This is a genomic window from Methanosarcina sp. UBA411, from assembly GCF_002495725.1.
Taxonomy (GTDB): Archaea; Halobacteriota; Methanosarcinia; order Methanosarcinales; family Methanosarcinaceae; genus Methanosarcina.
Genome location: NZ_DAGK01000034.1, coordinates 147,104 through 170,058, shown reverse-complemented (window position 1 = coordinate 170,058; position 22,955 = coordinate 147,104). Strand labels below are relative to the sequence as shown.

Sequence of the window (22,955 nt, the reverse complement as noted above, 5' to 3'; positions counted from 1 at the left end):
AGGCTTAATATCTACGAACCTTACTGGATTTTCGAACACCGCCAGTTACGAACTATAGGACTTACGCAGTTGGACTGAGAAATCAGTAGAATTAAACCCTCAACTGTCTAAAACATTGAACCAATCGCAACGCTGATTGTTCTTGATTTTGTAGTTCAAGTGCGTAAGTCATGGAACTATTTATCTTTAAACACCTTCATAAAAATCGTATTTTCGGAGATTTTACTCTCGACGTTGGCCCCATATGTTTTAAATAAACTTTCAAATGTTGTTAAATTTAATTTAGAATTATTAAGGCCCAGACTATGAGTTAGTGCCAGCAAATAGTAGTCACTGTTGTCTTTATAGTCTACCGTATCAAACATGTGTGATGTTCCAAAAACAATCGTTAGTCCATCTACAACTTCTTTTAGACTGCACTCGTTAAGAGGCTTCTGAAGAAAAAACTGTACTACACATTCAATGGGTTTATTTTTAGTCACATACTCATCAAATCGCTCAAGATTAACAGTTTCCATTAGTATTTTTAAAGCCCCTCTTTGGACACAACAAACCGAATTTATTGATTCACACGCCAGCCAGAATTTTTGTTCAGTAGTTAATTCCGGATACTGCTTTGAATTATTTTCCAGACATTCCAATGCTAGTTCCAGGACTTTTTGTTGCGTTTCAAATTTTTCAGCATGTTTTTTTAATAATTCCCAATGCCTCCCTGAAATGGTGGTGGCAATGCGGTGTCTTTTCATATTATAGCTCATGATTCTCCTCCTCTTATCTGCTCCACTTGTTTTTTAATGTACATGCTGAACATACGATACGCAGATAATCTATTTTTACATGTGTATTTTATGTTATGACAATAACAGCAAAAAATTGCTGTGAGATTTGCACAGTTAATGTAAATAATTTATAAAATAATTATAAAAATAAATGAAAAAATATTCCAAAAAATGGGAAAATGGTTACGTTTTAATCAACTGCGTAATTTTTAATTTGATAAAACCAATAAGGAGCGATTAAAATGTCAAGTTTGGATAGTACTGATTATAGCTTAACAATCAATCTGAGTAGTTCAAAGAGAGATCAGCTAGCAAATAACGGTTTTCATCTTTTTGCATTTCGAGGAGTAGACGTTAAAGGACAAAATGCACAACCAGTTATTTGGAAAAGATTAGATGATCTGTACGAGACAATACCAATTCCATTAACAGTTCGATATGGAGCTTTTATTGGCCCAGAAGACCAAACGTATATACCTGGTTCAACCAGTAGAGAAATTAATTTAGGTCAGGAAATGACTGTTGATGACAATACCCATGTTGAGATTATTGACGGTCCCAGTGCAGATGCTATATCAATCCATAATACAGGATCAAAAACACACACTGCTGGGATTAGTGAATTCGATTCGGCAAAAAATACGTTTAGTGCATTATGTGCTTCTATACTTATTCAACAGGCACTAGGTGAGTTTACTCCCACTCAAAAAATAGCAGTAATATTTGCCACAGCCTCCAAAGTGGTCGGATCGGTAATTGTAAGATCAATGGCCGATGGAATCTTGGTGGACTTAACACAAAAACATAATCGTACAATTCTCTATGATGACAATGGAGTGTGGAAACCTGATAGCAGTGACGGAACACAGGTTATTAAAGCTAATGATGTCCTTAAAGATTATTTAATCAACTCCCCGACATTTAATCAACCTGCCTTATTACCATATGAGTTAAAAATATCAAACCGGATAAACAGTCTTGAAAATAGAGTTGAAATTATAGAAGCGTGCTTGAATAAACAATAAAACAGTAATATAGATTGCTTATTTTAAAAATTGATTTCTAAAATGTATTTTACTGGGGAACTCTATATGCATGTATATAATCTGTAATCTGTGATCTATGGCATTATTATAGCCCTTAGTTAATACATTCATTGGAAAGAAAACTAACGCTTAAAAATGAAACTAGAAAACTAATTAAACTACTTCAAGATTTATAAAAAGAATTTTAACGAGAGATCTCATGTACGAGCCTTTATCATATACTAATCGTTAGTGAGATCTCACGTACTAATTGTTAGTGAGTTTTCAGTTAGTGAATTTCATTTACTCATCATTAATGTGTCGTTATATACTCGATCATCCGTGGAGTCAGCAGAGGAATGAGCTCCGGAAGCATATTAGGCATCAAGTTCTCCATAGCTTTCGGCATAAGGTCCGGGAGCTGTTCCCTCATGTAATCGGGCATAGGAACTCTCCTTTCTACGGCTTTAAGCATGTCAGGCATGACTTTCGGCATAACCATCGGCATAAGCCGGGGCATCATAACCGGCATCATGGGTTTCATCATGGCATCCATGCCTGGCACATATTTGACCATCTTCATCATTGCCTGAAGCGGGGCTGGCATCGCTGCCATCATCTGGGGCATGAGTTCAACCATCAGGTCGGTCATATTCTCAGGCTGCATAAGGGAAATCATCTTTTCAAAGGGAACCCATGATTCCAGGGTATAGGCAGTAGAGTCAGGGAGGTTGTACCCAAGACTTCTAGCCACCAGGGCTCCCAGATCCTGAACCTCGATATTAAGATTGTTTTCCTGCGCTGCCACGCGGAACTGGAAAATACAGCATGGGCAAAGCGCTGCAACGATGTCGGCTTTAACATCAAGGGCTTCTTGGAGTCTCATATCTCCCAGTTTGTATGCAACAGGGGGCTCGGCAATAAGGCTTACAACCGAACCGCAGCAGTGAGCTCTTTCCCGGTTGTATTCAAGCTCCCTGAACTGGATTCCGGGAATCGATTTCAACAGTTCTCTGGGCGGCTCGTAGACTTTGCCCCCTGCCCTTCCAATGTGGCAGGAATCGTGCCAGGTTACCACTTTATCTAGCGGTTGCTTGAACTTCGGCTTCAGGATATCGAGACGCTCCGCGAGCACTTCAGAGTAGTGTTTTGCCTCAAGCCCGTATTCAATTCCCAGTTTTTTCGCCCACTGAGGATAAACTGTATGCCACATTAGCCAGCAGGCAGGGCAGGAAGTTATTACGGTTTTTACACCTTTCTTTTTCATGTTTGCGACATTCATTCTCATTGTCTTTTCAAAAACATCCCACCTTCCGGCAACAAGCATGGGAATTCCGCAGCAGGATTCTTTGTCAAAGAGCCCTGTAAGCTCCACTCCAGCATCATCAAGCATGCGGACAGCCCCTACAGCCACGTCATTTTCCACAAAGGACGCCGTACAGCCCGCAAAATAGGCATACTCGGCTTTATCCTTCATCTTTGCCCTGATGTCTTCCGGAATCCATTTATCCCGGTCTTTTCTGTAGTTTGCCCAGATATTCCGCTCTTTAAGGAGGCTTGCAGCCATGATCTCAAAGGGAGGGAAGGTCATCTTTTTCTCTTCTACAACCAACTTTTTGCGCATCGTCATCCAGGCATCTTCAATCGGCATATCCAGTTCACAGCGGGAGTCACACATCTGACAGGTGGTGCAGCCAAGGAAAGTATTTGTCTGCCTCTGGTCAAGTTTTTCCCGGCCTGCCAGGTACTCCTTGATAAAGAACCATTTTCCGCGAGGTGATTGGGATTCCCATCCCCTGCCGTAATACTGGTCGCATTCGCTCACACAGTACCCGCACTGGGAACAGGAATAGGCAAGTTCTGCCACTTCTGCCGGAATCTCTTTTTCGTCCTTGAAAGAAACCTCCCCAATTCCTGACATGTTTCCGGCTATCCTGCCAAAAGGTTCGAAGGCAGAACCCATTGATACAGCAGTATTCAGGAGTCCCTTTCCCTCCAGGGTTTCAGGGTTCATGATCCCATTGGGGTCGATTTCTTTTCTCAGGGCTTCGATTTCAGCAAGTCTGCCCCCAAAGACATTTTTCCTCTTTGAGGCGAAGAAAAGCCCTGAGGAATAAGCCCTTCCGCCGTTTTCTTCTGCGATCTTCAAAATGCTCAGGGAAAGAGCAAATGCTGTATTAAAGAGCACGGAGCGTTCCGAGTGGCGCATGAAACAGAGGAGAACCACATACCCATCATTTATAACCATGCCTTCGGTAAGCATAGGCAATTTGATTTTCTTTCCAATCTCTTCAAAAGCTCTGTCCATTTTCTCAAGTGGCACCAGGATCTCTGCAGGAATAAACGAAGGACCCAGCCGCTTTACTTTCATGGACTTGAACCATTCGTCGGTCTCATGTTTTGCAATTTCTTCAGGAAGGATTGTCCCGCCGGCACTTTCGATTGCTTCTTTCAGACCGGAAACGTCCCTGGAGGCAGGATACATGAAAGTCGAGACATAAGAAACCGGTAGTATAGGCCTGTCTTTATCCACGACTTCTCCATAATGGAGTTTTCTGGGCGCTTTATTCTTCATATCTGCCCATTCGGGGTTCAGGAAGGAAATTGACCAGAGAGGGATATTTTTTCTTTTTATACCTTCTATCGCTTTCTTCAGGGCTGAAGCACTCGGGAAACTGGCAGAAACAGCTTTTCTCTCTTCGAACTTCTGAACTTTCAGAGTTATCTCGGTGATAATGCCTATGGTTCCCATTGTCCCGATTAACTTTTTCAGTTCAGGGCCTGAAAACTCCCGAATTTCTCCTGTTGGAAGCACGACCCTAGCTTTTTCCATGCTCTCGTAGCCCCAGCCAAACTCATAGCTTCCGTAACCGGCTCCGCTCTGGGACAGCCAGCCTCCAACTGTTGAAGAAGGAGCGCTTGAAGGAATTGCTCTTACCGAAAGCCCTTTTTCTTTCAGTTTTCTCTCCAGTTTTTCCCAGATTATCCCGCTTTGCACAACCGCTTTTTGCCCTTCGGGATCGATACTTATGATCTTATTAAGTGGTGTAACATCGGCAACTATTCCTCCCTTTGTCGGAATTACCCCTCCGTAGCCTGATGAGGCTCCTGCGCGGGGTGTCACTGGGATTATATGCCGGTTTGCAAATTTAAGAAGCTTTACTGCGTCTTCTTCGGTACGAATTTTTACAACAGCTGCAGGGTCAGTATTTCCAATTACCTTTTTAACAAGCGGAGGTAAAGCTCCCATATCGTGGTTGTAATAGTGACGTTCGCGTTTGTCAATATTGACATATTCCCCAAAGAGTTCGGAGATTTCTTTTTCCTGAATTTCAGAAAGTTCTGATACGCGGCTTGTCATAATTTATTCTCCATTTTCTTTCTAATCCTTTTTCCTAATCCAGTATTGTAATTTGTAGATACTTTCCAGTATTCGCGTTCTGTTATGCTAAATTCAAACTCCGGAAGTGTTTTTTGGGTCCCCGATGTCTTACTATATGCTATAAAATAAAATATTTACTGCTGGGGCCGTTCCTAGTTTTTAAATGATATGAATTAAAACCTGATAAGTAAAATCTCAAAACTTCAGGGCATCTTTCGGACAGGCACTCACACAGCGTCCGCACTTAATACAATCAAGTTTTGTGTCGTCCTGGCGGATTTTGAGCTGCATTGGGCAGATCTTTTCGCATTTTTTGCAGTTAATACATTTTTCTTTTGTGAGTTTCAGAGGATACCTCTTTCCACCAATCAGGCGCTGAGCTGTTCCCATAGGACAGAAGGAGCACCAGGTTCTCGGGCTCAGGTAACTGCCCAAAAGGGTTGCGATTGCAGTTGTCACCAGACACATCATTACAAATACCATGCCTATTTTCTCGAAAGTATTAAGACTCCCGATAGTGTTTGCTATCCTGTATCCCATAAAGCCCATTAGCAGTAAGAAAATTGGCAGGCGGATCCATAGGGAACGCAGGGTGGCAGGTATCTTCTTTTTCCTTGAAATCTTACTGACCCAGAAATCAACAAAACTTCCCCTGGGACAGAGGTTTCCGCAGAACCATCGGCCTCTGAAAGGACTAATCAGGAAGATTGCTGCAAAAACCAGCAGCATGAAATACCCGAGTGCCGGATACCAGAGCCCTCCTATGGAAACGATAAGAACAAGAATCCCCAGGTAAGGCGTTATTTTAAGCAAATTAGATCATCCTCCATTATCCCATTTATCAAGTTCCTGTCCGAGCCGGTCAGCCCAGGAATTCACCACACTCATTATAATATTTTTTATTTTAGCCCTTGAGTTGACCTTATACTTGAAAACATAGCCTCCTCCGTCCAGGTTCTGCTGCAACCTTTGCAAAATTTCTTTTTCATGCAGTTTTTTGACGGAGCGCTGGATTGTGGATATATCTAGCTTCAGAGCTTTTGAAAGGTAATCCGTATCAACCCACTGGTCTTTCTCATTTAAGAAATACTTCAAAACATTGAGGTCTGCCTTTGTAAGGTTAAGGGCACACTTGATCACATCTTCGATTTTGAACTCTTTACATGCAAAGTCTATCATTACCATCCCTCTAGAGTATTACAGTACTGTAATATTCTTACCGCAGTATTATATATACGATACCAAGTACTGTACACTCCAGCCAAAAATAGGAAGTACTGCATTTTTTAATGGCATCCTCTAACCCTACCTACATGCATGCAGAAGAATAAATATTCCAAACGGAAATTAAAAGGAGAGAACAAGTAAAGTCTCTTTGTTGTAACTTAAAAATGCGATATTTATCTGACAGCTTTTATATATGATTTTTATGGTCTGTACGGAAATATTTTTATACTTCCTTTTTAATCTGCAAATTGCGGTTTAATGAGCAGCCTTAAACTTTAAGGCTTTCTTTTCACAGGAAAACCTATTCTCTTTGCATTTAGCTCATTAAAATCCACAAACACTCCACAAAAGCCGGCAGGTTTCTCCTTTTCCCTGCCGGATTCACACACCCTTTTCTTAGACTACCTTTATTCGGAGAAGCTGTATCCAGCTTCGGTTTTTTTCTGTTCCTCCCATTTCCCCTTAAGCCAAATTATTTTTCAAGCCTTTTTATCTTGAATTGTATTATTTTTATTATATTCATTTTTAATTGTGTTTGTTTTGGATTACATTCCAAAGGCAGTCTGTGTAATTGTATTCTCTATTTCGTTTCTTAGCTCCTCTGGAATTCCCCTTATTCCTACATCCAGGAATCCGCGCACAATCATACCTACAGCCTCATCTTCGGTAAGGCCTCTGGCCATCAGGTATTCCACCTGGTCTTTAGCAATTTTTCCCACAGCGGCTTCATGAGTAAGTTCGACGTCATCTACGTTTGCTTCAAGGATAGGGATTGCAAGCTGGCTTCCTTTGTCGGTAAGAACAAGCCCTTTGCATTCAAGATGCCCTTTTGCTCCCTTTGCATTGCCTATCATTTCTCCTCTTGCAATTATTCTTCCACCGATTGTGATTGTCCTCGATATAAGTTCGGCCTTCGTGCCAGGTGCATTGAAAATTGCCCTACTTCCTAGATCCAGCTCAGAGCCTGAATGGGCAATAGCTATAGTATTTAGCCTTGTCACTGCTCCTTCTCCTTCAAGTTTTACAGTCGGATAAGTTTGGACCGAACGAACAGGTTTCAGACAAATGTAGTTGCTTACGTAAGTTCCACCTTCTTCCACGCGAACAACTGTTCTCGGGCGAACTCCGATCTGCTCGGCCCAGTTGTGGATCATTGTAAAATTCAGGGTGGCGCCTTTTTTTACGTACATCTCGGAGATTCCCAGATGCAGTCCTTCTTCCACTCCTTTTTTGGAGGTACAGCCTGTGATAATATCAAGGCTGGCGCCTTCTTCGACGATTATGATATTATGTACGGTCTGGTACACCTTTTTACTATTCAGCATAAGGCAGGTCTGAACAGGCATTGAGGATTTCTTACCTGCAGGTACCCGGACAAAGTACCCATCCGCATTTTCAAGGTAGGTTTTTGCTGTGTATTTGTCGGTATCAACAGATACAAGCTTCCAGGAGTATTCTTTAAGCCATTCGTATTTTTCCAGGGCTTTCTGGGTGGACATAAGTTCTACGTTTTTATCTTTCAGGGAAGAGTGGGAAACTGCATTGTCAAGTACCAGCAGACTGCCGGATCGGCCCTCTTCGCTAGGTACTACTCCTACCTGAAGCAGGGTTCTTTTGCTTTCCTCATCAAGGGTCTCGAGATCTTCTATAGGTTTGCTAATCTTGGAACCTTCCTCAAACTTCCCCAGCTCAAAATCCTCCCCGAAGGCTGCCTTCTTCTCGGCCGCGCTTTCAGCCCGACTTTTCAGGTTCACTTCATCAGTCTGCATTTTATACACTCCTCATATCCTCTGTTCTTTATTTCTTCCAGCATCTTCAAGGGGTTTCCTGAGCACATGATCGTTCCATTACAAAGGATGTATCCTCTATCTGCCTTTACATAATCCAGAATTTGGCCTGTGTGGGTAATTATAAGGGCAGATTTACCTTTCTCACAGCTTTCGCCAGGGCAGTTCACTCCTTCTTCAAGCAGTCCCTTTATTGTCATTCCTACCTGTTCTATGCTTACAAGGTCAACTCCAGATTCAGGCTCATCAAGCAGGTAAAGACTCGGGTTCTGGGCTGCAAGCTGCAGAAGCTCTGAACGTTTGATTTCTCCTCCAGAAAAACCCACATTCACATCCCTGTCCATAAAACGTGTCATATCAAGATTCTCGGCAAGAACCTCTGGATTTTTCTTTCCTTTTGATAACACTTTTATAAGATCTTTCAGTTTAATCCCGGACATATCTGGAGGGCGTTGCATCATAATTCCCAATCCACGGCGGGCTCTCTCATCCACAGACAGGCCGGTAATATCTTCCCCATTAAATAGAATCCTGCCTTTTACAACTCTGTATTCACTAAAGCCCATAATCGTCCTCATCAGAGCTGACTTCCCGGCTCCGTTTGGCCCAAAAAGTACATTAGTATACCCTTTTTGGACTTCGAGGTTCACGTCATGAAGCAAAGTTTTTCCGTTGACCTCTACAGTCAGATCTTCTATTTTGAGCATCAATATTTTCTCCCTTTATTTCATTTTTGATATGGGTTCCCCTCTATTTTTTACCTTTTCTAAAAAAATAATAATTGAAAGTGTATTTATTCAAGTGCGTCTTATATGGCGGGAAAAGTCAAAAGCCGAAAAATCCCGGTACCTAATTTCCGTTATTTGCCACCGATCTTTTATTCTTTTAAGAAGACATTCTATTTCTAATTATACCTTCTCTGTAAATTTTATCTTTTCTTTAAAATTAAGGCGTTAAAATACAAAACTTTTTAGATTACTTCAAATACACGATTATATACAAAATCTCTAAAATAGAAGTTTTTTAATTATTTAGATTATCAATTTATTTCAGCTCTAGGCGCAGACCTACTTCGATTTCTATGAATTTCGTTGGAAAAATCTGTTTTATTCTTTCTCTGTGAGTGGTACAATGCCCTGCTGCTATAAGTTCCATCCTTCTGAGCCTTTCAAATTCCTCGTTATCGTGAAGTCCTCCGATAATTCCCTTTACTTTCCCGTAACGGCTGACAGTATCAAGTATTTCGGCAAGCCCGGGGTGAGCACAGCCTGTAAGCACATAACATCCATTTCCCGTATCCAGAACAAGTGCCTGTTCTTTTACCTTGTCTCCGAGTTCCCCTGTACTATTGATACCCTGAGAGATTTCTATAGGCTCTTTTATTTCAATAAGACTCGCCCTTTTCTCAATTTCTTTTTTCAGATTCTCCGAAAGAGACGCAGGGACATAGACTTCAAGCCCTGGATTTACCTGAAGAACCTCGGGAAGGCCTCCTATGTGGTCCCAGTGCTGGTGAGATATGATTAATTTTCTGATGTTCACCGGGTCAATGTTGAGACTTTTCATATGCCTCAGAAGGAGAGGTCCATCCCATCCGGTGTCAAAAAGAAGGGTTTCACTACTGGTTTCAATAAGAGCTGCAAAACCCCAGCTTTCTGTGAAACCCTGGCTGGCTTTGTTGTCATAAATGACAGTAAGCCTGAACATCGGATTTCCTCAGATTTCTGTCATGGTTTTATATTCCATAACAGCAGAGACAGGATTCGTTTTGATTTCAATTCCAGTCTCTTCAAGGGCGCAGATGCCGTTAATACCTCCTACGATTGCAATTCCGAACTTCCCGGTTTCAACAGGTGCTCCAAGTAAGGTTTCATCAATCTCTCCAGGAGGGAAATACCCTGCAAGCCCTGCTTTTTCTACCGTTTTAAGAACTTCTCTGGCCCTCTCATAAGCCGAGGAATTAATCTGCCGCATATTGGCAAGGATTCTACCTTCTCCTTTTTCAAGCACTTCAAGGACAGAAGTGGTCTTCCTGCTCATGAAAATCTGTATGGGATCGATTGATGTCCCACTGTAGGAAATTAAATCTAAAAACCGTGCAGGTTTTCGATCTTCTATCTTAAGAATTCCGCCGTAGGCAGGTTCCACAGGGATGCCTGCTTTGAGAAGGAGCCCATCGAAAGCAACGCTACATACCGTAGCTATTCCTATTTTTCCAGGAGGCAGGGAAACAAGCTCCTCATCTTCTTCAATAATTCTTACTCTGGGGCTTATCATATACCCTTCGTGTGCGGTATATGAGACCACATCAATTACAGTCTCTAAATCGTCCTTATCAAAATATGAAATATTTACGGGTACTACTCCTTCATTGGTTTCAGGATTATATGTGGTTCTGAAAGCCATTTCTTCTATCCGGGATATTACAAAGCCAAAACGGTCCGCGATGAGGGCGTCGCTCATCTCCTTTTCTCCGAGCTCTGTAAGTGTACGACCTGCATACCCATGTTTATGTGTAAACCCTCTCTCATCTAGGATCCTTAGATGGTAGCGGACAGCCCGCTCTCCTATGTCATAGCCTCGGTTATTAAGTTCATCAGCTATTGCCCGAGCACCTATAGGCTTGTCACTTTCGTGAATCACCCTCATAATTTCAATGAGTTTTCGCTCAATTTGCGGATCCATCATATTTAACACCGTTATACCTTATGATCAAAATGAATTGCTCGTGATCGCGACAAAAGTTTAATAACTTTTAAATACTCTTTGAGTAAAACTTATGTCTTTCAGCTTGCCCAAAACGGATTCAATTCTTATTTAATTCAATTATAGTAAATCTTTTCGTAGTTAATATATTTTTGTCTCCCAAGTTCCATCACCCGAGTCCCTTATCGGGAGGAAGGTCCTTCGCTCAGAAAGGCTAACTTATGGGTAAGAGAAACCGTTTCAATTTGTTAAGGAAAGATGACTTTGGATTACGAGCATTATTTCGCTTTCTCAGAAGGGCAAATTTATAAATGATATTCTCTGAGCTTTTTTCTGGAGATTTAACCTGGATTAGTTTTTCCTTGCCGGCTATGGGTATGGAATTCTGATTAGTTACTTACTGATTATGTGCCAGGCTTGGGTTGGGATTATATAATAAATTATGTTTCATACAATTTTTATAATCCCAGATTGGGGAGAGTAAAGTTCTCCTGTTTCCAGGAGGGTTTTGAGAATTTTTTTGAATTTTTCTTGAGTTATTCCTTTTTCGAGAGCTTTCTGTTGAAGTTCTTCTTTTTCTATTTTTCCATCAGCAGTTTTCAGAATTTCAAGGATAGCTAATTTTGGGTCTTTTTTTGGGGGGCTGGGGCTGGGGTTGGAAGGGCTTCTTTCTGGAAATTTAAATTCTTTTGCTGGGCTCTCGGTTTTGGGGGTTTCGGATTGAGACTCTTTTGGGAGCGAAGTCAGTGAAAAGGTTTCGTTACCTTTTCCGGAGATTTCAGCTTGCAGGCGAGTCCGAAAAAGCACTGCGTCTTCGAGATCCTCTGATGAATGGAATACTCTTAATTTTCTAGTTTGCAGGAGAGCACCGCAATGCTGGCATTTCAGGGTATTTTTTCCGGTTTCTGTGATCTGGGCATGCTGTCGACATTTCGGGCACACGATAACTGCATATCGGAGATTTTTGCGTTCTTGTCCGAATTCCAGTTCAATTCACCTTCCGTATCTTCTCTTTCTTTTCTGAAAATCCCTAATAGCTCTCATCAAGTCAACCTTTCGTACATCTTTCCAGTTGACATCTGTAAAATAAAGCTCAGAATACACGGACTGCCACACTAGGAAGTCCGAAAGCTTCTGCCCTCCCGAGCGGATCATGATATCAGGCTCATGATTAACAAGGAGATGGGATTCGAGCATTTTTTCGTCCACCTCTTCAGGCTTGACAGTTCCTGCTTTAACCTCGTCAAGGATAGTCAGTACAGCCCTCGTAATCTCATCTCTTCCTCCAAATCCCAGTGATACATAAACAAAGAAATCCTTTCCAGGGACAGTGCTATTTACCTCTCCGTCAACACCGTGAATTCTATAACCCGTACCGGCAGAAAGGTTAGAAAAGCTCTTTTCCAACCTGGCTTTGAGTGTTGATGCGATTTCAGCTTTTAAAGCCGGATCAGTTTTCAGGATATCTACATAGACACTTACAATCTCTACTCTAAATTTTCTAAAAAGGTAGAGTGCGGTTATGAGCTTCTCCATTCCTTTAGGGTCAAAAAGGTCAGTCTCCTTGAGTATAATTGCTACATGCCTGGGAATATTTGAAGATTCTCTGACTATTTGCCAGGTCAGGTATTTCTCATAGACCGGATATGCAAAAGAAAGTAAATCCATCTGGTAGATATCCTCCCTGACAAGCTAAAGCAATCCACTATTTCATCTTTTCCGTTGTTTATCGCAACTTCATAGTTCTTTCCAGGTCTGTCCCTGATGATAGTTTTCTCGATTTTATCGGGTTATTATTGGGTATTTACTTTGCAGTGGATACGATCTTGATTACATCTCCATTCTGCATTTCATGCTTTTCCCCAAGCCTTAGCCTTGTTCTTGCATCTACCGCGTACAAAAACCTATCCCCAATATCAGTATGGATCTGATAAGCAAGATCATGGCAGGTAGAGCCTCTTTTCATAAGATACGCATCAGGAAGCATATTCCCGCTTTTATCGGACCATTTTCCTTCGTCTTCTACGGGATATACAACAATAAGATCCAGAAGCTCGAAGACAGTCCTGTTTATACACTCTTGGACACCTGTACTTCCAAGCCTTTCGATCACTTTCTGAATAGCTTCGAGACCTTTTTTCTGGGCTTTTGTAAGATCCCCTCCAAGAATCTCAAACTTTCCTTCTCCGGGACTATACTTGATAAGCCCTTTCTTTGCTGCAGACTTAAGTGCAAGTTCGGCTGCTGCACTTGCAGGCACTACTATTCTATCAAGATCTCTAAGCTTATCCAAGTTTTCTCTTGGGGCGATGTCGGCTTTATTTGCGGCGATAAGCAAAGGCTTGCTGATCTCTCTCATTGAATCGCAGAGCCGGATCATATCCTCTTCACTCCATTTAACATGGTCCAACCTTGCAAGCCCTGTTTCCATCAAAGCTGCATTTACATGGGACTCTCTTATTCCTGCTCCAGCAAGCTGTTCTGCAATTACGACTTCGAGCTTGAGTCCCTCGGCTTGGATTTTTCTAGCAAGTTTGAACCAATTTCTTTCCAGAATTCCATAAAGCCACATCGTAATTTCCCTGTTCAGGAAAGCTACATCATCAAGAGGGTCGTGATCTCCTATATCTACAGGGTTGCCCTCGGCGTCAGTCCCACCTGAGGCATCTACTACATGAATTATTGCCTGAGCCTGCCTGAGCTCATCCAGAAAAGTATTCCCAAGTCCTCTTCCTTTGTACGCATCAGGGACAAGTCCGGCAACGTCAATTATATCAATCGGGACTAACCTTACACCGTCCACGCATTTTCCGCATCTCTTTTCCTTCTCTTTGCAGGGGCATTCGACCCGCACATAAGTAACCCCATGATTTGCATTGATAGTTGTAAAAGGATAATTTGCAATTTCAACGTCTGCAAGTGTAGCAGCTTTGAAAAAAGTGGATTTCCCCGCATTGGGTTTTCCTGCAAGTCCTATAGTCATTGACATAAATTATAAAAACGAACTTGTTGCATTTAATCTTTATTGATAGTGATGTCGGAGAAGCAGGATTTTTTTCTCAACTTTCAGGCCAAGGTCAAAACTGCAAATCAGGGGTTGAGCCGTCGCTTCAGGAATAAAGTTTATATCCTTGAATGTGCTTATGAGTGTTGCTCGCTTGTGTCCCGATAGGGTAGTGGATATCCTTGAGGCCTGCGGAGCCTTAGACCTGAGTTCAAGTCTCAGTCGGGACGTAAATCTTATCTTTATCTTATTTTTTCAATAAATTTTCGTTTTACTTTTGCTTGATTTTTATTTTGCTTCTATTACTTTTTACATTTCGGTTTCACTTTCCATCTATCTTCCTCAATTTTCCTTCTTTTTTCTCACCGCTTTCTTCTTTTTCTCTTCTTTTTTCCCTCACATGCTTCTTCCGTCCTTTTTTCTATCTTTCCTATCTATTATTGCTTCTTTTTTTGTTTCTTTTTTCCAAGATATTCTTTTTACTTTACTCTTATTCCGGTTCCTCAATATCAAAAAGGTAATGAATATGATCTAAACTTTCTAGTATCTAAGTAAAAAGAGAGGTATTTATTAAAAGGAAAATTCTGATGTTACTTGTGATATGGTATTGATATTCTTATAGCCGCAGGTTGTGCTGAAGACAATGAGCCTGCACCTGACGATTCTATTCTTCAATGCCGGAAGCAAGGGCGACAATACAGCCGGAAGATGACACGTCTTCAAAATTAGAGAATTCTACATTGTCCGTCTTGAGAATTACGGAGCAGTCAGACCTCCGGAACTGTATATCTCAAAAGATGATGCCGTTTCCTGGTGGAGCAACAAAAGACAGGGTAATTACATTCTTGTTAGTGAAGATGGGCTATTTCTGGATGAAAAACTTTCATACAAAGTGCCTTTCACGCACATTTTTAATGAAGCTGGAACTTACCGCTTTGTTGTCCAAGGTTTTCCTGAAATGAACGCCACGATCAAGGTGAAATGAAACTTCTGCTTTCTTGACCTATACTCTCTTGCCCTACATTCTGTATTGAATTTTCTGCCCAGAAAGAAGTCAATTTTCTGCTCGGAAGAAGAAGGGCACTTGCCTCTAAATCGAGCTCTTTTTTCTTTATTCAAAACTGGCTGACGGTTCGGGTTTAGGGACTGGGAAGCGATTTTCAGACTTTAGTAATAGGTCTTGCTATACCTTTGTAGTGATCGAAAAGTTCTTTTCCCCATTTAAGTGCGCTTTCATCAAAACTTACCAGGTTATGATTGTAGTAAATCCCACTGTTGCAAAAAAGAGAAAGTGCCATGAACTTTTCCGTGACGATGCTTGAAGCAATCTTCATATTATTATTGTTGCAGACATACAGTTTGGTATGTCTCAAGTTCAGGAAATGCTCAAGTTCCTTTTTATAGTCGTTTAGCATTCTGTCATAAACGTATTCCGTAAATACCAATGTTATATCCGTACCTTTTGCGGCAAGCTCTATGCACAGGGATGGATATATAGGCAGGAAAAAGGAGGATGAAATCCTAACTTTTTCTGATTTTGAAAGATGCTCTACAACTTCTTTAGGATATTCAAACACATGATTCCGGTCCGGATTTACTTCGATGTAGTTTCCGAGCTTTCCTATATCGTCCAGAAATTCAGGAGGAATTGATGTCATATCCTGGTTTATCCAGTAATCATGGTTTTTATCGAAAACGCTAAATGTTTCAAGGATTGTCTTCATCTTCGGGACTAGAATCTCTCCGATACTGGAAAGTTTATAGAGCCTGTTACTCTCAACAACAAGATCCTGCTTCATCAATATCTTTATCTGGGTCATTATCGGGCTTGAGCGGACATCAAGTGTACTTTTAATCTCTTCGATGTTCTTGGGTCCGTCCAGAAGCAACAAAAGTAGATTTTTCCTTTTTTCTGAAAGAAAGAGAACATCCAATAATGATGACTCCATCTAATTCCCTCTCTTAGGTCTCATCCTATTATATCTTACATTGTATATCTCTATACCAGAAGACTCTGAGCTTCCTGTGCCTTTATCCCTTGCCATTGTAGTTTATGATGAGACAAAGGCTCCTTGGAATCTACACCGGGGATATAAAGAAAGCTACCCTTTTTTATCACCAGAGTATTACTGTTAAATGTTATAATTACTTTTCATTACGCTTTTATATACATCATAACAATTTCCAAACAGTAGTTCTTTCAAAACGTTTCTTTCTTGATTTTTAAGTACTATCATTGCCCTTGTAATTAGCTGAGGTTTATCTAGATCTGTATTTTTTCATTCATATCTTATTTACCAGTCTGGAAAGCCTCTTGAAATAATCGAACAGCTCCTGACCCCATAAAAGGGCGCTAGGTTCAGAGCTAATAATGAATTGCTGGTCGAATTTTCCTTTTTTATCAAAAAGACCCAGCATCATTGTCTTATCAGTTACAGTAACCTCAGTAAGCTTTATTCCTTCTTTGGAAACATACAGACTTACATTATCCATGCCCATTAATTCATTTATCATATTTGAGTGTTCGTTTGATAAATGATCCCAGACAGACTGAGTAAAATTCAGACAAAGTTCGGCATCTTTTCTACCAAGCTCAACGTAAAGGGAGAGATAGGCAGGGTTGAAATATGAAGCAAAGGTCGAAGCATGCTTTGCATTGGCCATGCTGTCAATTATTTCTTGGGAAGGTTCATAGATATGATTCAGGTCAGGTTCTATAAAGGTGCAATCTCCCAGCTCGGCTATACGCTCCAGCAGGTGACGCGGGATTGCATTAAGGTCATGACCTGTCCAGTAAGAGTTGTTTTTCTCCACTACCTCAAGAGCACTTATTAGGGGTTTTATCTTCTTGATTATGAACTCTCCCAAGACTGTAAGTTTATACATCTTATCTTCTTGGACAATAAGATCTTGATCTATCAATTTCTTTATCTGGGGAAGGATTGAGGTGGCTGTAACATCAAGTGTATTCTTAATATCATCAATATTTTTTGAGCCACTATCCAGCAATATAAGAAGGTTTTTTCTCTTATCAGAGCGGAAAACAAGATCGATAAGCGAAGAATCCATTTTCTTTTACTTCCTGTTATTCAGTAGCTTTAGCCGGTCCTCCTTTCCGACAGGCTGGTCCATTGGCTGTTCATCTCTATATTGAGCATTTTTTCGGCTTTTTTAATTAACTTTATTGTAAACAATATTATTTTTAATTAATTAAAAATACCGGGGATACAGGTTCCTACAAAAATGATTTTTGTTTCCATTGGCGTATGTTTCCAGCCAGGTGGAGAAAGGTATTCCATACTTGTGTTTACTTTTATTGAGCCTTCCGGAAGTCCAAAATCTTTCATTGAATCCAGAATAAGTTCTTCACCAGTTTTATGGGAGTACTCTACTGCCATTCCATATTGCTCAAACTTTTTCCTTCCTGTAGGAGTAAATACCAGGAAATTCTCGTCTGGATTTTCCATTGAGGACGGCCTGATAATTATCTCAATTCTTTTAATTCCTTTTCCTACGAGGGCTCCAACTGCATTTCCTACCTGGGCCTGTTCAGGAACTATAATCTCTGCATCAATGAGGGCCTTGATCTCTTCATAATAAGCTTTTACAGGACCTCCTATCAGGACTATAGGAATATTTAATTTGTACTGGACAGGAATTTCTCCTTCCAGCATTTTCTTTATTCCTTCTTTGCCCTTGCCTTCCATGATAAAGGACATAAGAATGTAAACCATATTTTTTGCAACTTGATGCTTTATTTTTTTGCAAAAAGCATGAACTCCCATTTGAGTAAAACGCGAGAGCTTTTTGGCTCCGATTGTTGCAGCTTCTACATCCCATTCGCTATATTCCCCTAGCACATGAAGGGCATCAGTTGGTGTGAAGCCTATAGTCTGGATTGCGCGCTGCTGAATAAGTGAATCAAGGACTGCTGGAGAGGGGAATCGCTTCATTTTATTTAAGATTTCATGGATAGAAAGAGGTTCGTCTTTTATAACATCAAGTAATTTTTTCTCGCTTTCTGTGGGATTAAGAGGCTCTGCTCCAGTCCTGATAAAGAATTTAGTGGGCTGAATATGCTCACTGAGCATGGTTCTCAAGGGTACGGGATTCTTCTCCAGTTTTTCCTTAAAGTTGGGGTATTGTACAGCAGCAACGCAAAGGGGCATAACTCTTCTCGGGCCTATTCTGACGCATTTCTTGAACCACACATGGCTATCTCCCCCATTTGCCGAAGTCTCCATTCTTATTGCTTTTACACGAGTTTGCCAGCCTCCGACAACTGCTCCTTTCTCACAAAGTTCAGGGACTCCATTTTTAATCATGGAGACATCTGTACTTGTCCCTCCTACATCGATTACGGCACATGTGTCCAGTCCTGAGAGATGAGATGCTCCCTTAATACTTGCAGCAGGGCCTGAGAATATGGTTTCAATGGGGCGCAGTTTTGCACCCTTTATATCTATAACCGAGCCGTCACACTTCAGCATAAGGACTTTCGCATCAAGGTTTCTTTCCTTTATTTCGGCTGTGATGGAATGGATAAACTGATAGGTTATAGGAATTAGCTGGGCATTTAAGACAGCTGTGGATGCCCTCTCGTAAGCTCCAAGTTCTTGAGAAAGTTCATATCCACAAACCACAGGATGCCCTGTCAGTTTAAGGATTACCTCCTTTACTTTAAGCTCATGTTCCGGATTTCTTGTGCTGAAGTATGAAGACACAGCAAATGCAGAGACTTTCTTTTTGAGGCTTACTGCAAACTGTTCTACGGCAGCAAGATCCAGAGGCTCAAGTTCATCTCCATTGCTGTCATGTCCTCCTCTTACAGTAATACAGTAATCTGCCGGGAGTTCCCTTGGGACTGTATAATCTCCTACTAGGATCAGGCCAACAGGATATCCTGTTTTTTCTAAAATCGTATTTGTAGACAGGGTTGTGGAAACCGATACTAGTTTTACTTTGCTGAGGTACTCAGGATTTAGTTTATCAATTGCATTTCGAATTCCGATCATAAGGTCCGGATAGGTAGTAATTGCCTTACTGGAATCAAGTATCCGGCTGTCCGAATCTCTTAAAATTACAGTATCGGTGTAGGTTCCGCCTGCGTCAATACCCAGACTATATTGCATGTAAAAACAGCCCCATTTTTTCTTTATAATACATAATTCATGTCCTTTTTTAGCTGTATACCATCCTTTTTATCCGGATTCGTAAAATTATTTCTCAAGGCATATCCTTGTTTATAATATCCGGCTGTTGATATCCTGATTATTTTTATCATCTCAGGCTGTAGTCGTAGTTCTCGGGATCCCTACTCCTACGAAAACAAGTTTTGTTTCCAAGGGCACATCAGCCCAACCACTTGGCGCCAGATGCCTACGGCTTACATCTATTTTTATGTTCTCTTTTTGAAGTCCTGCGTTCACCATATAATCTATAACGAGTTGCCTTCCAAGCTTTTCTGCATACTCAACGGCTTCACTATAAATCTCAAATTTCTTTCTTTCAGATGGAGAAAAGACGATGAACTCGTTTTTTGTTTCATACTGCATGATGCCTTCTGCAGTACACTTCTCGTGAGCTTCATAATCTATTATATCCCCAGCCTCACCTTCAAGAGACTTGGAAATAACTTTTGTTTTTATAAGAATTTCTACTCTTTTAATTCCTTTCCCAACAAGGGCTCCGACAGCATTGCCTACCTCAGCATGTTCTGGAACTATAATATCAGCATTAATCAGGTTTTTCAGATCCTCAATATATGCTTTAACAGGTCCTCCTAGAAGCACCACAGGAATTTCAACTCTAAAACGGGTAAAGTTCCTTCCTAGAAGAACCCTATCAATCTCGTTTCTTGGCATCCCTTCTATAAGGTAGGCAATAAGGTCTTCGGCAATGTTCCGCGCAACCCTGCGTTTTACTTCCGTACTAAAAGCCTCTGGGCTTTGCTTCAGTATTCTACCAATCATAGAAGCTCCGATTGTTGCAGCTTCTACATCCCATTCGGTATATTCTCCAAGCACATGCAGGGCATCAGTAGGAGTAAAACCAATTGCCTGGATTAACCTTTTCTGGATTAATGAGTCCAGCATTGACGGAGAAGGGCGTTTTTTCAGGGCTATGAGCAGGTCCCCAAAGGAAACAGGCTCTTTTCCAATATGCCCGTAGATTTCTCGCTCTCCTGCTTTCAATTCTATAGGCCTGAAGCCGGTTCTAACATAAAATTTTGTTACTTGGATGCTCTCGCAAAGATATCCTTTTGCGACCTTGTTCCGTTTCAATTTTTCTCTGAAACCTGGGTATATGACTGAAGCCCGGCAGAGTGGAGTTACCCGCCGAGGGCCTATATATATTCGGTCGCCTTTTACCCAGACATGGCTGTCTCCTCCAGTTGCAGAGGTTTCCATACGGATTGCTTTTACGCGGGTTTGCCAGCCTCCAACAACGGCACCCGAATTGCTGAGTTGAGGAAGACCATTCTCCATCATAGCTACATCTGTACTCGTGCCGCCAACATCGATCATAGCACATGTGTCCAGTCCTGAAAGATGAGATGCCCCAACAAGGCTTGCGGCAGGCCCTGAGAATATTGTCTCAATGGGTTTTTCCAGAGCCTCTTCTATTCCCACAACTGATCCGTCACATTTCAGCATCAATAGGTTCGCATTTATACCTCGGATTTCGAACTCTTCAGCTATTGCTTGGATAAACTTGTGGGTAATAGGAATTAGCTGGGCGTTAAGGAATGCAGTTATAGCCCTTTCATAGGCTCCAAGATCTTGGGAAAGTTCGTGTCCGCAAACCACAGGGTGCCCTGTAAGTTCCTTTACGGCTTTTTTGACAGCAAGCTCGTGTTCCGGGTTGCGGTTACTGAAATATGAAGAAACTGCAAAAGCCGAAACTTTATCTTTTACTTTAAGGGCAAAGTCTTTTACGGAATCGAGGCCAAGAGCCTTCAGCTCTTCCCCATCACTATTATGCCCGCCAGAGACCGTTACCCAGTAGTCTGTAGGAAGTTTCTCAGGTATCACATAATCCCCTACCATGATTAGTCCTACAGGAAACCCGGTACTTTCTAGGATGGTATTCGTTGACAGTGTTGTAGATACGGATACCAGTTTAATATCTTTAAGATACTCCGGACTCAGCGCATCAATAGCGTTTTTCATTCCGGGAAGGGGATCGGGGTAGGTAGTCAGCGCTTTACTGGATTCTATCACGGATCCGTCCGAATCCCTTATGATAACGGCATCAGTATAAGTGCCTCCCGCATCGATTCCAAGACTGAAGTGCATTTTCAACCTCTTTTGGGAATTATATAACTTCCTGGATTTCCAGACCATTTTTTAATCGAAATCGTTCTTAATCCAGACTACTTTTAATCCAGACCATTTTTAAATTCGGGTAATTAAGTTTTCTTTAGCAAGCGATAAGATTCAGATCTTTCTGAATCCAGGTGCTGATTTAAACCCCATATACGTAAAGCCTGGATACCTGTTAAATCTTGTAGTAGCTAAATGGATAGCTGCTAGAACTAAAGCGATGAGTTTGCTGTCTTCCAAACTTTCGGTTTTCACATTGGTACTTTCACACCATTATTACCATATTATTTTATTTTTTCTACGTTTTAATTTTGTTAAGATAAACTTGCCTTTTCCCCTTTCTTCTCATTAGAGGATCTATCTTTGCTTTTGAAATTCTGGTTATTTCTTGGAATTGATTCGATTTTTATTAGTATGTATATATCTTACGTAAAAGCTGCTTTCAGCCTTTTTTCTACGATATTTGCTATTTCTGCGGCTTCTAGGACACTTAGGGAGTTATTCACATTGATACTAGCATTGATTGCTATACCCTTCCCTACCCTGCGAGTTTTAAGTTCCCCGGAACCCGTGACGTTTTCAGTTTCATTTATATTCTCCCTAATTCTAAGATTATTTTCCTCAGCAAGGGAGTCTTCTATCAGCTCGTTTGCAGTCCTGTAGAGAAGTTCACCTGAAGTCCCAAGGAAATAGAGACTTAAAAGAAGCGCACCGAAAGAATCAGCTATTTCAAAGCTTTTTTCAGGCAGGAGCGTGCATCCTATACCTGAAATGACAAAGCCGGATATTAGTATGTCTTTTATTGAAGTAGTTGATAATCCTTTTATCTGGATGACTAATAAGCGTTTTATTGGGGTAATTGATAAACCTTTTACGGGGATATGAGCTTTTGAGGAAGCCTCTTTAACCTGTACTTCAGGATTTCCTGTCAAAACAGCCATAATATTTCTTAATACAAAGGCGGTTATTGCGGCATAGAATGCAATGATTTCAGGAGTCTCGGGCTCTTTACTCTGCAAAAACGTGAGCAGTTCCCCAGAACTCAGGGAAATCGTATGAAAACTTGCAAAAAGTAGAATTAAAGCCCCTGCTCCCACGCAGAGGGTTGTGATTTTTCCATGTCCATAGTTGTGACTTTCATCCCCCGGTTTGCTTCCAATTGAAAAATCCAGGAGTTTTATACACTCATTGATGAATTCGGAGAAGGAACGAATTGCATCGGCAAGAAGCAAAGTACTGTTTCCCAAAATCCCGGCTAGCAGCTTGAAAAGTGTCAGTATCAAACTCAAAGCAAGTCCTGTATAAGATCTATTGCGGGTTTTTTTGTGGGTTTCGTCAAGCTTTTTATCCGCTTGCATTCGAAGTTCACCGTTAATTAATTTTCCAATCTTCTTTCGAGCGGGTTTCGATCAATTAGGGATTTTTTGCTCAAGCCTTTTTTAAAAAGGCTTGTAATCACGTCGTCATGACGTTTTAGATTTAGCAGTAGTTTTCGCTCAAGCCTTTTTTTAAAAAAGCTTGGTTAAAACAAATATTATTTCTAAATTGAACAGGCCCTCAGATGCCTGTATCTTTCTAACGAGGTCACAATACAGAATTTAGCCATTCATGCAATAATATTGGGAAGATTGATTGGGAGGATTGGCAAGCACAGGCTTAAGACCTGTGCTTACCTGAAGAATCGCTTTTAGCTGTTTTTCTGTTTTTCCTGCAATTTCAG

General features: G+C 41.1%; 17 protein-coding genes and 1 tRNA gene. 2 read left to right on the top strand and 16 right to left on the bottom strand.

Features of this window, described 5'->3' with window-relative positions:
• Nucleotides 1-176: 176 nt before the first annotated feature.
• Nucleotides 177-758: a hypothetical protein gene (locus BP861_RS14035; protein WP_292376572.1), complete on the bottom strand. Its 582-nt coding sequence runs from the start codon at nt 756-758 to the stop codon at nt 177-179.
• A gap of 263 nt (nt 759-1,021) precedes the next feature.
• Here BP861_RS14035 and BP861_RS14030 point away from each other — a divergent pair, with 263 nt between their 5' ends.
• Nucleotides 1,022-1,804: a hypothetical protein gene (locus BP861_RS14030; RefSeq protein WP_292376569.1), complete on the top strand. Its 783-nt coding sequence runs from the start codon at nt 1,022-1,024 to the stop codon at nt 1,802-1,804.
• Between the two features lie 313 nt (nt 1,805-2,117).
• On the opposite strand, the gene BP861_RS14025 is transcribed toward BP861_RS14030, so the two are convergent.
• The 10 genes from BP861_RS14025 to BP861_RS13980 all read right to left on the bottom strand — a co-directional run bounded on the left by BP861_RS14025 (nt 2,118) and on the right by BP861_RS13980 (nt 13,895).
• Nucleotides 2,118-5,165: an FAD-binding and (Fe-S)-binding domain-containing protein gene (locus BP861_RS14025; RefSeq protein ID WP_292376567.1), complete on the bottom strand. Its 3,048-nt coding sequence runs from the start codon at nt 5,163-5,165 to the stop codon at nt 2,118-2,120.
• A gap of 216 nt (nt 5,166-5,381) precedes the next feature.
• On the bottom strand, nt 5,382-5,999 hold the full coding sequence (locus BP861_RS14020) for a 4Fe-4S binding protein (RefSeq protein WP_292376565.1): 618 nt from the start codon (nt 5,997-5,999) through the stop codon (nt 5,382-5,384).
• 6 nt (nt 6,000-6,005) lie between these two features.
• Complete coding sequence (locus tag BP861_RS14015) at nt 6,006-6,365, bottom strand: helix-turn-helix domain-containing protein (RefSeq protein ID WP_292376563.1); 360 nt, start codon at nt 6,363-6,365, stop codon at nt 6,006-6,008.
• Between the two features lie 593 nt (nt 6,366-6,958).
• Complete coding sequence (locus BP861_RS14010; protein WP_292376561.1) at nt 6,959-8,182, bottom strand: SufB/SufD family protein; 1,224 nt, start codon at nt 8,180-8,182, stop codon at nt 6,959-6,961.
• Nucleotides 8,164-8,907: an ABC transporter ATP-binding protein gene (locus BP861_RS14005; protein WP_292376559.1), complete on the bottom strand. Its 744-nt coding sequence runs from the start codon at nt 8,905-8,907 to the stop codon at nt 8,164-8,166. Before BP861_RS14005 ends, BP861_RS14010 begins: the two co-directional genes overlap by 19 nt.
• A 337-nt stretch (nt 8,908-9,244) precedes the next feature.
• Nucleotides 9,245-9,907, bottom strand: coding sequence for an MBL fold metallo-hydrolase (locus BP861_RS14000; protein WP_292376557.1), 663 nt, complete (start codon nt 9,905-9,907; stop codon nt 9,245-9,247).
• A gap of 9 nt (nt 9,908-9,916) precedes the next feature.
• A complete protein-coding gene (locus tag BP861_RS13995; protein ID WP_292376555.1) occupies nt 9,917-10,888 on the bottom strand; it encodes a DUF128 domain-containing protein in 972 nt (323 codons plus the stop codon).
• Between the two features lie 465 nt (nt 10,889-11,353).
• Nucleotides 11,354-11,848, bottom strand: coding sequence for a DUF5817 domain-containing protein (locus BP861_RS13990; protein ID WP_292376554.1), 495 nt, complete (start codon nt 11,846-11,848; stop codon nt 11,354-11,356).
• Nucleotides 11,849-11,899: 51 nt separating this feature from the next.
• Nucleotides 11,900-12,574: an undecaprenyl diphosphate synthase family protein gene (locus BP861_RS13985; RefSeq protein WP_292376552.1), complete on the bottom strand. Its 675-nt coding sequence runs from the start codon at nt 12,572-12,574 to the stop codon at nt 11,900-11,902.
• A 136-nt stretch (nt 12,575-12,710) separates the two neighbouring features.
• Nucleotides 12,711-13,895: a redox-regulated ATPase YchF gene (locus tag BP861_RS13980; RefSeq protein WP_292376550.1), complete on the bottom strand. Its 1,185-nt coding sequence runs from the start codon at nt 13,893-13,895 to the stop codon at nt 12,711-12,713.
• Nucleotides 13,896-14,068: 173 nt separating this feature from the next.
• Here BP861_RS13980 and BP861_RS13975 point away from each other — a divergent pair.
• Nucleotides 14,069-14,140, top strand: a tRNA-Arg gene (locus tag BP861_RS13975).
• A 930-nt stretch (nt 14,141-15,070) separates the two neighbouring features.
• On the opposite strand, the gene BP861_RS13970 is transcribed toward BP861_RS13975, so the two are convergent.
• The 5 genes from BP861_RS13970 to BP861_RS13950 all read right to left on the bottom strand — a co-directional run bounded on the left by BP861_RS13970 (nt 15,071) and on the right by BP861_RS13950 (nt 22,593).
• Complete coding sequence (locus BP861_RS13970) at nt 15,071-15,859, bottom strand: helix-turn-helix transcriptional regulator (protein ID WP_292376548.1); 789 nt, start codon at nt 15,857-15,859, stop codon at nt 15,071-15,073.
• A gap of 334 nt (nt 15,860-16,193) precedes the next feature.
• A complete protein-coding gene (locus BP861_RS13965) occupies nt 16,194-16,979 on the bottom strand; it encodes a helix-turn-helix transcriptional regulator (protein ID WP_292376546.1) in 786 nt (261 codons plus the stop codon).
• A gap of 137 nt (nt 16,980-17,116) precedes the next feature.
• Nucleotides 17,117-19,042, bottom strand: coding sequence for a hydantoinase/oxoprolinase family protein (locus tag BP861_RS13960; protein WP_292376544.1), 1,926 nt, complete (start codon nt 19,040-19,042; stop codon nt 17,117-17,119).
• A gap of 153 nt (nt 19,043-19,195) precedes the next feature.
• A complete protein-coding gene (locus BP861_RS13955) occupies nt 19,196-21,208 on the bottom strand; it encodes a hydantoinase/oxoprolinase family protein (RefSeq protein WP_292376542.1) in 2,013 nt (670 codons plus the stop codon).
• A 452-nt stretch (nt 21,209-21,660) separates the two neighbouring features.
• Nucleotides 21,661-22,593, bottom strand: a complete 933-nt coding sequence (locus tag BP861_RS13950; RefSeq protein WP_292376540.1) for a cation diffusion facilitator family transporter — start codon at nt 22,591-22,593, stop codon at nt 21,661-21,663.
• Nucleotides 22,594-22,955 lie beyond the last annotated feature (362 nt).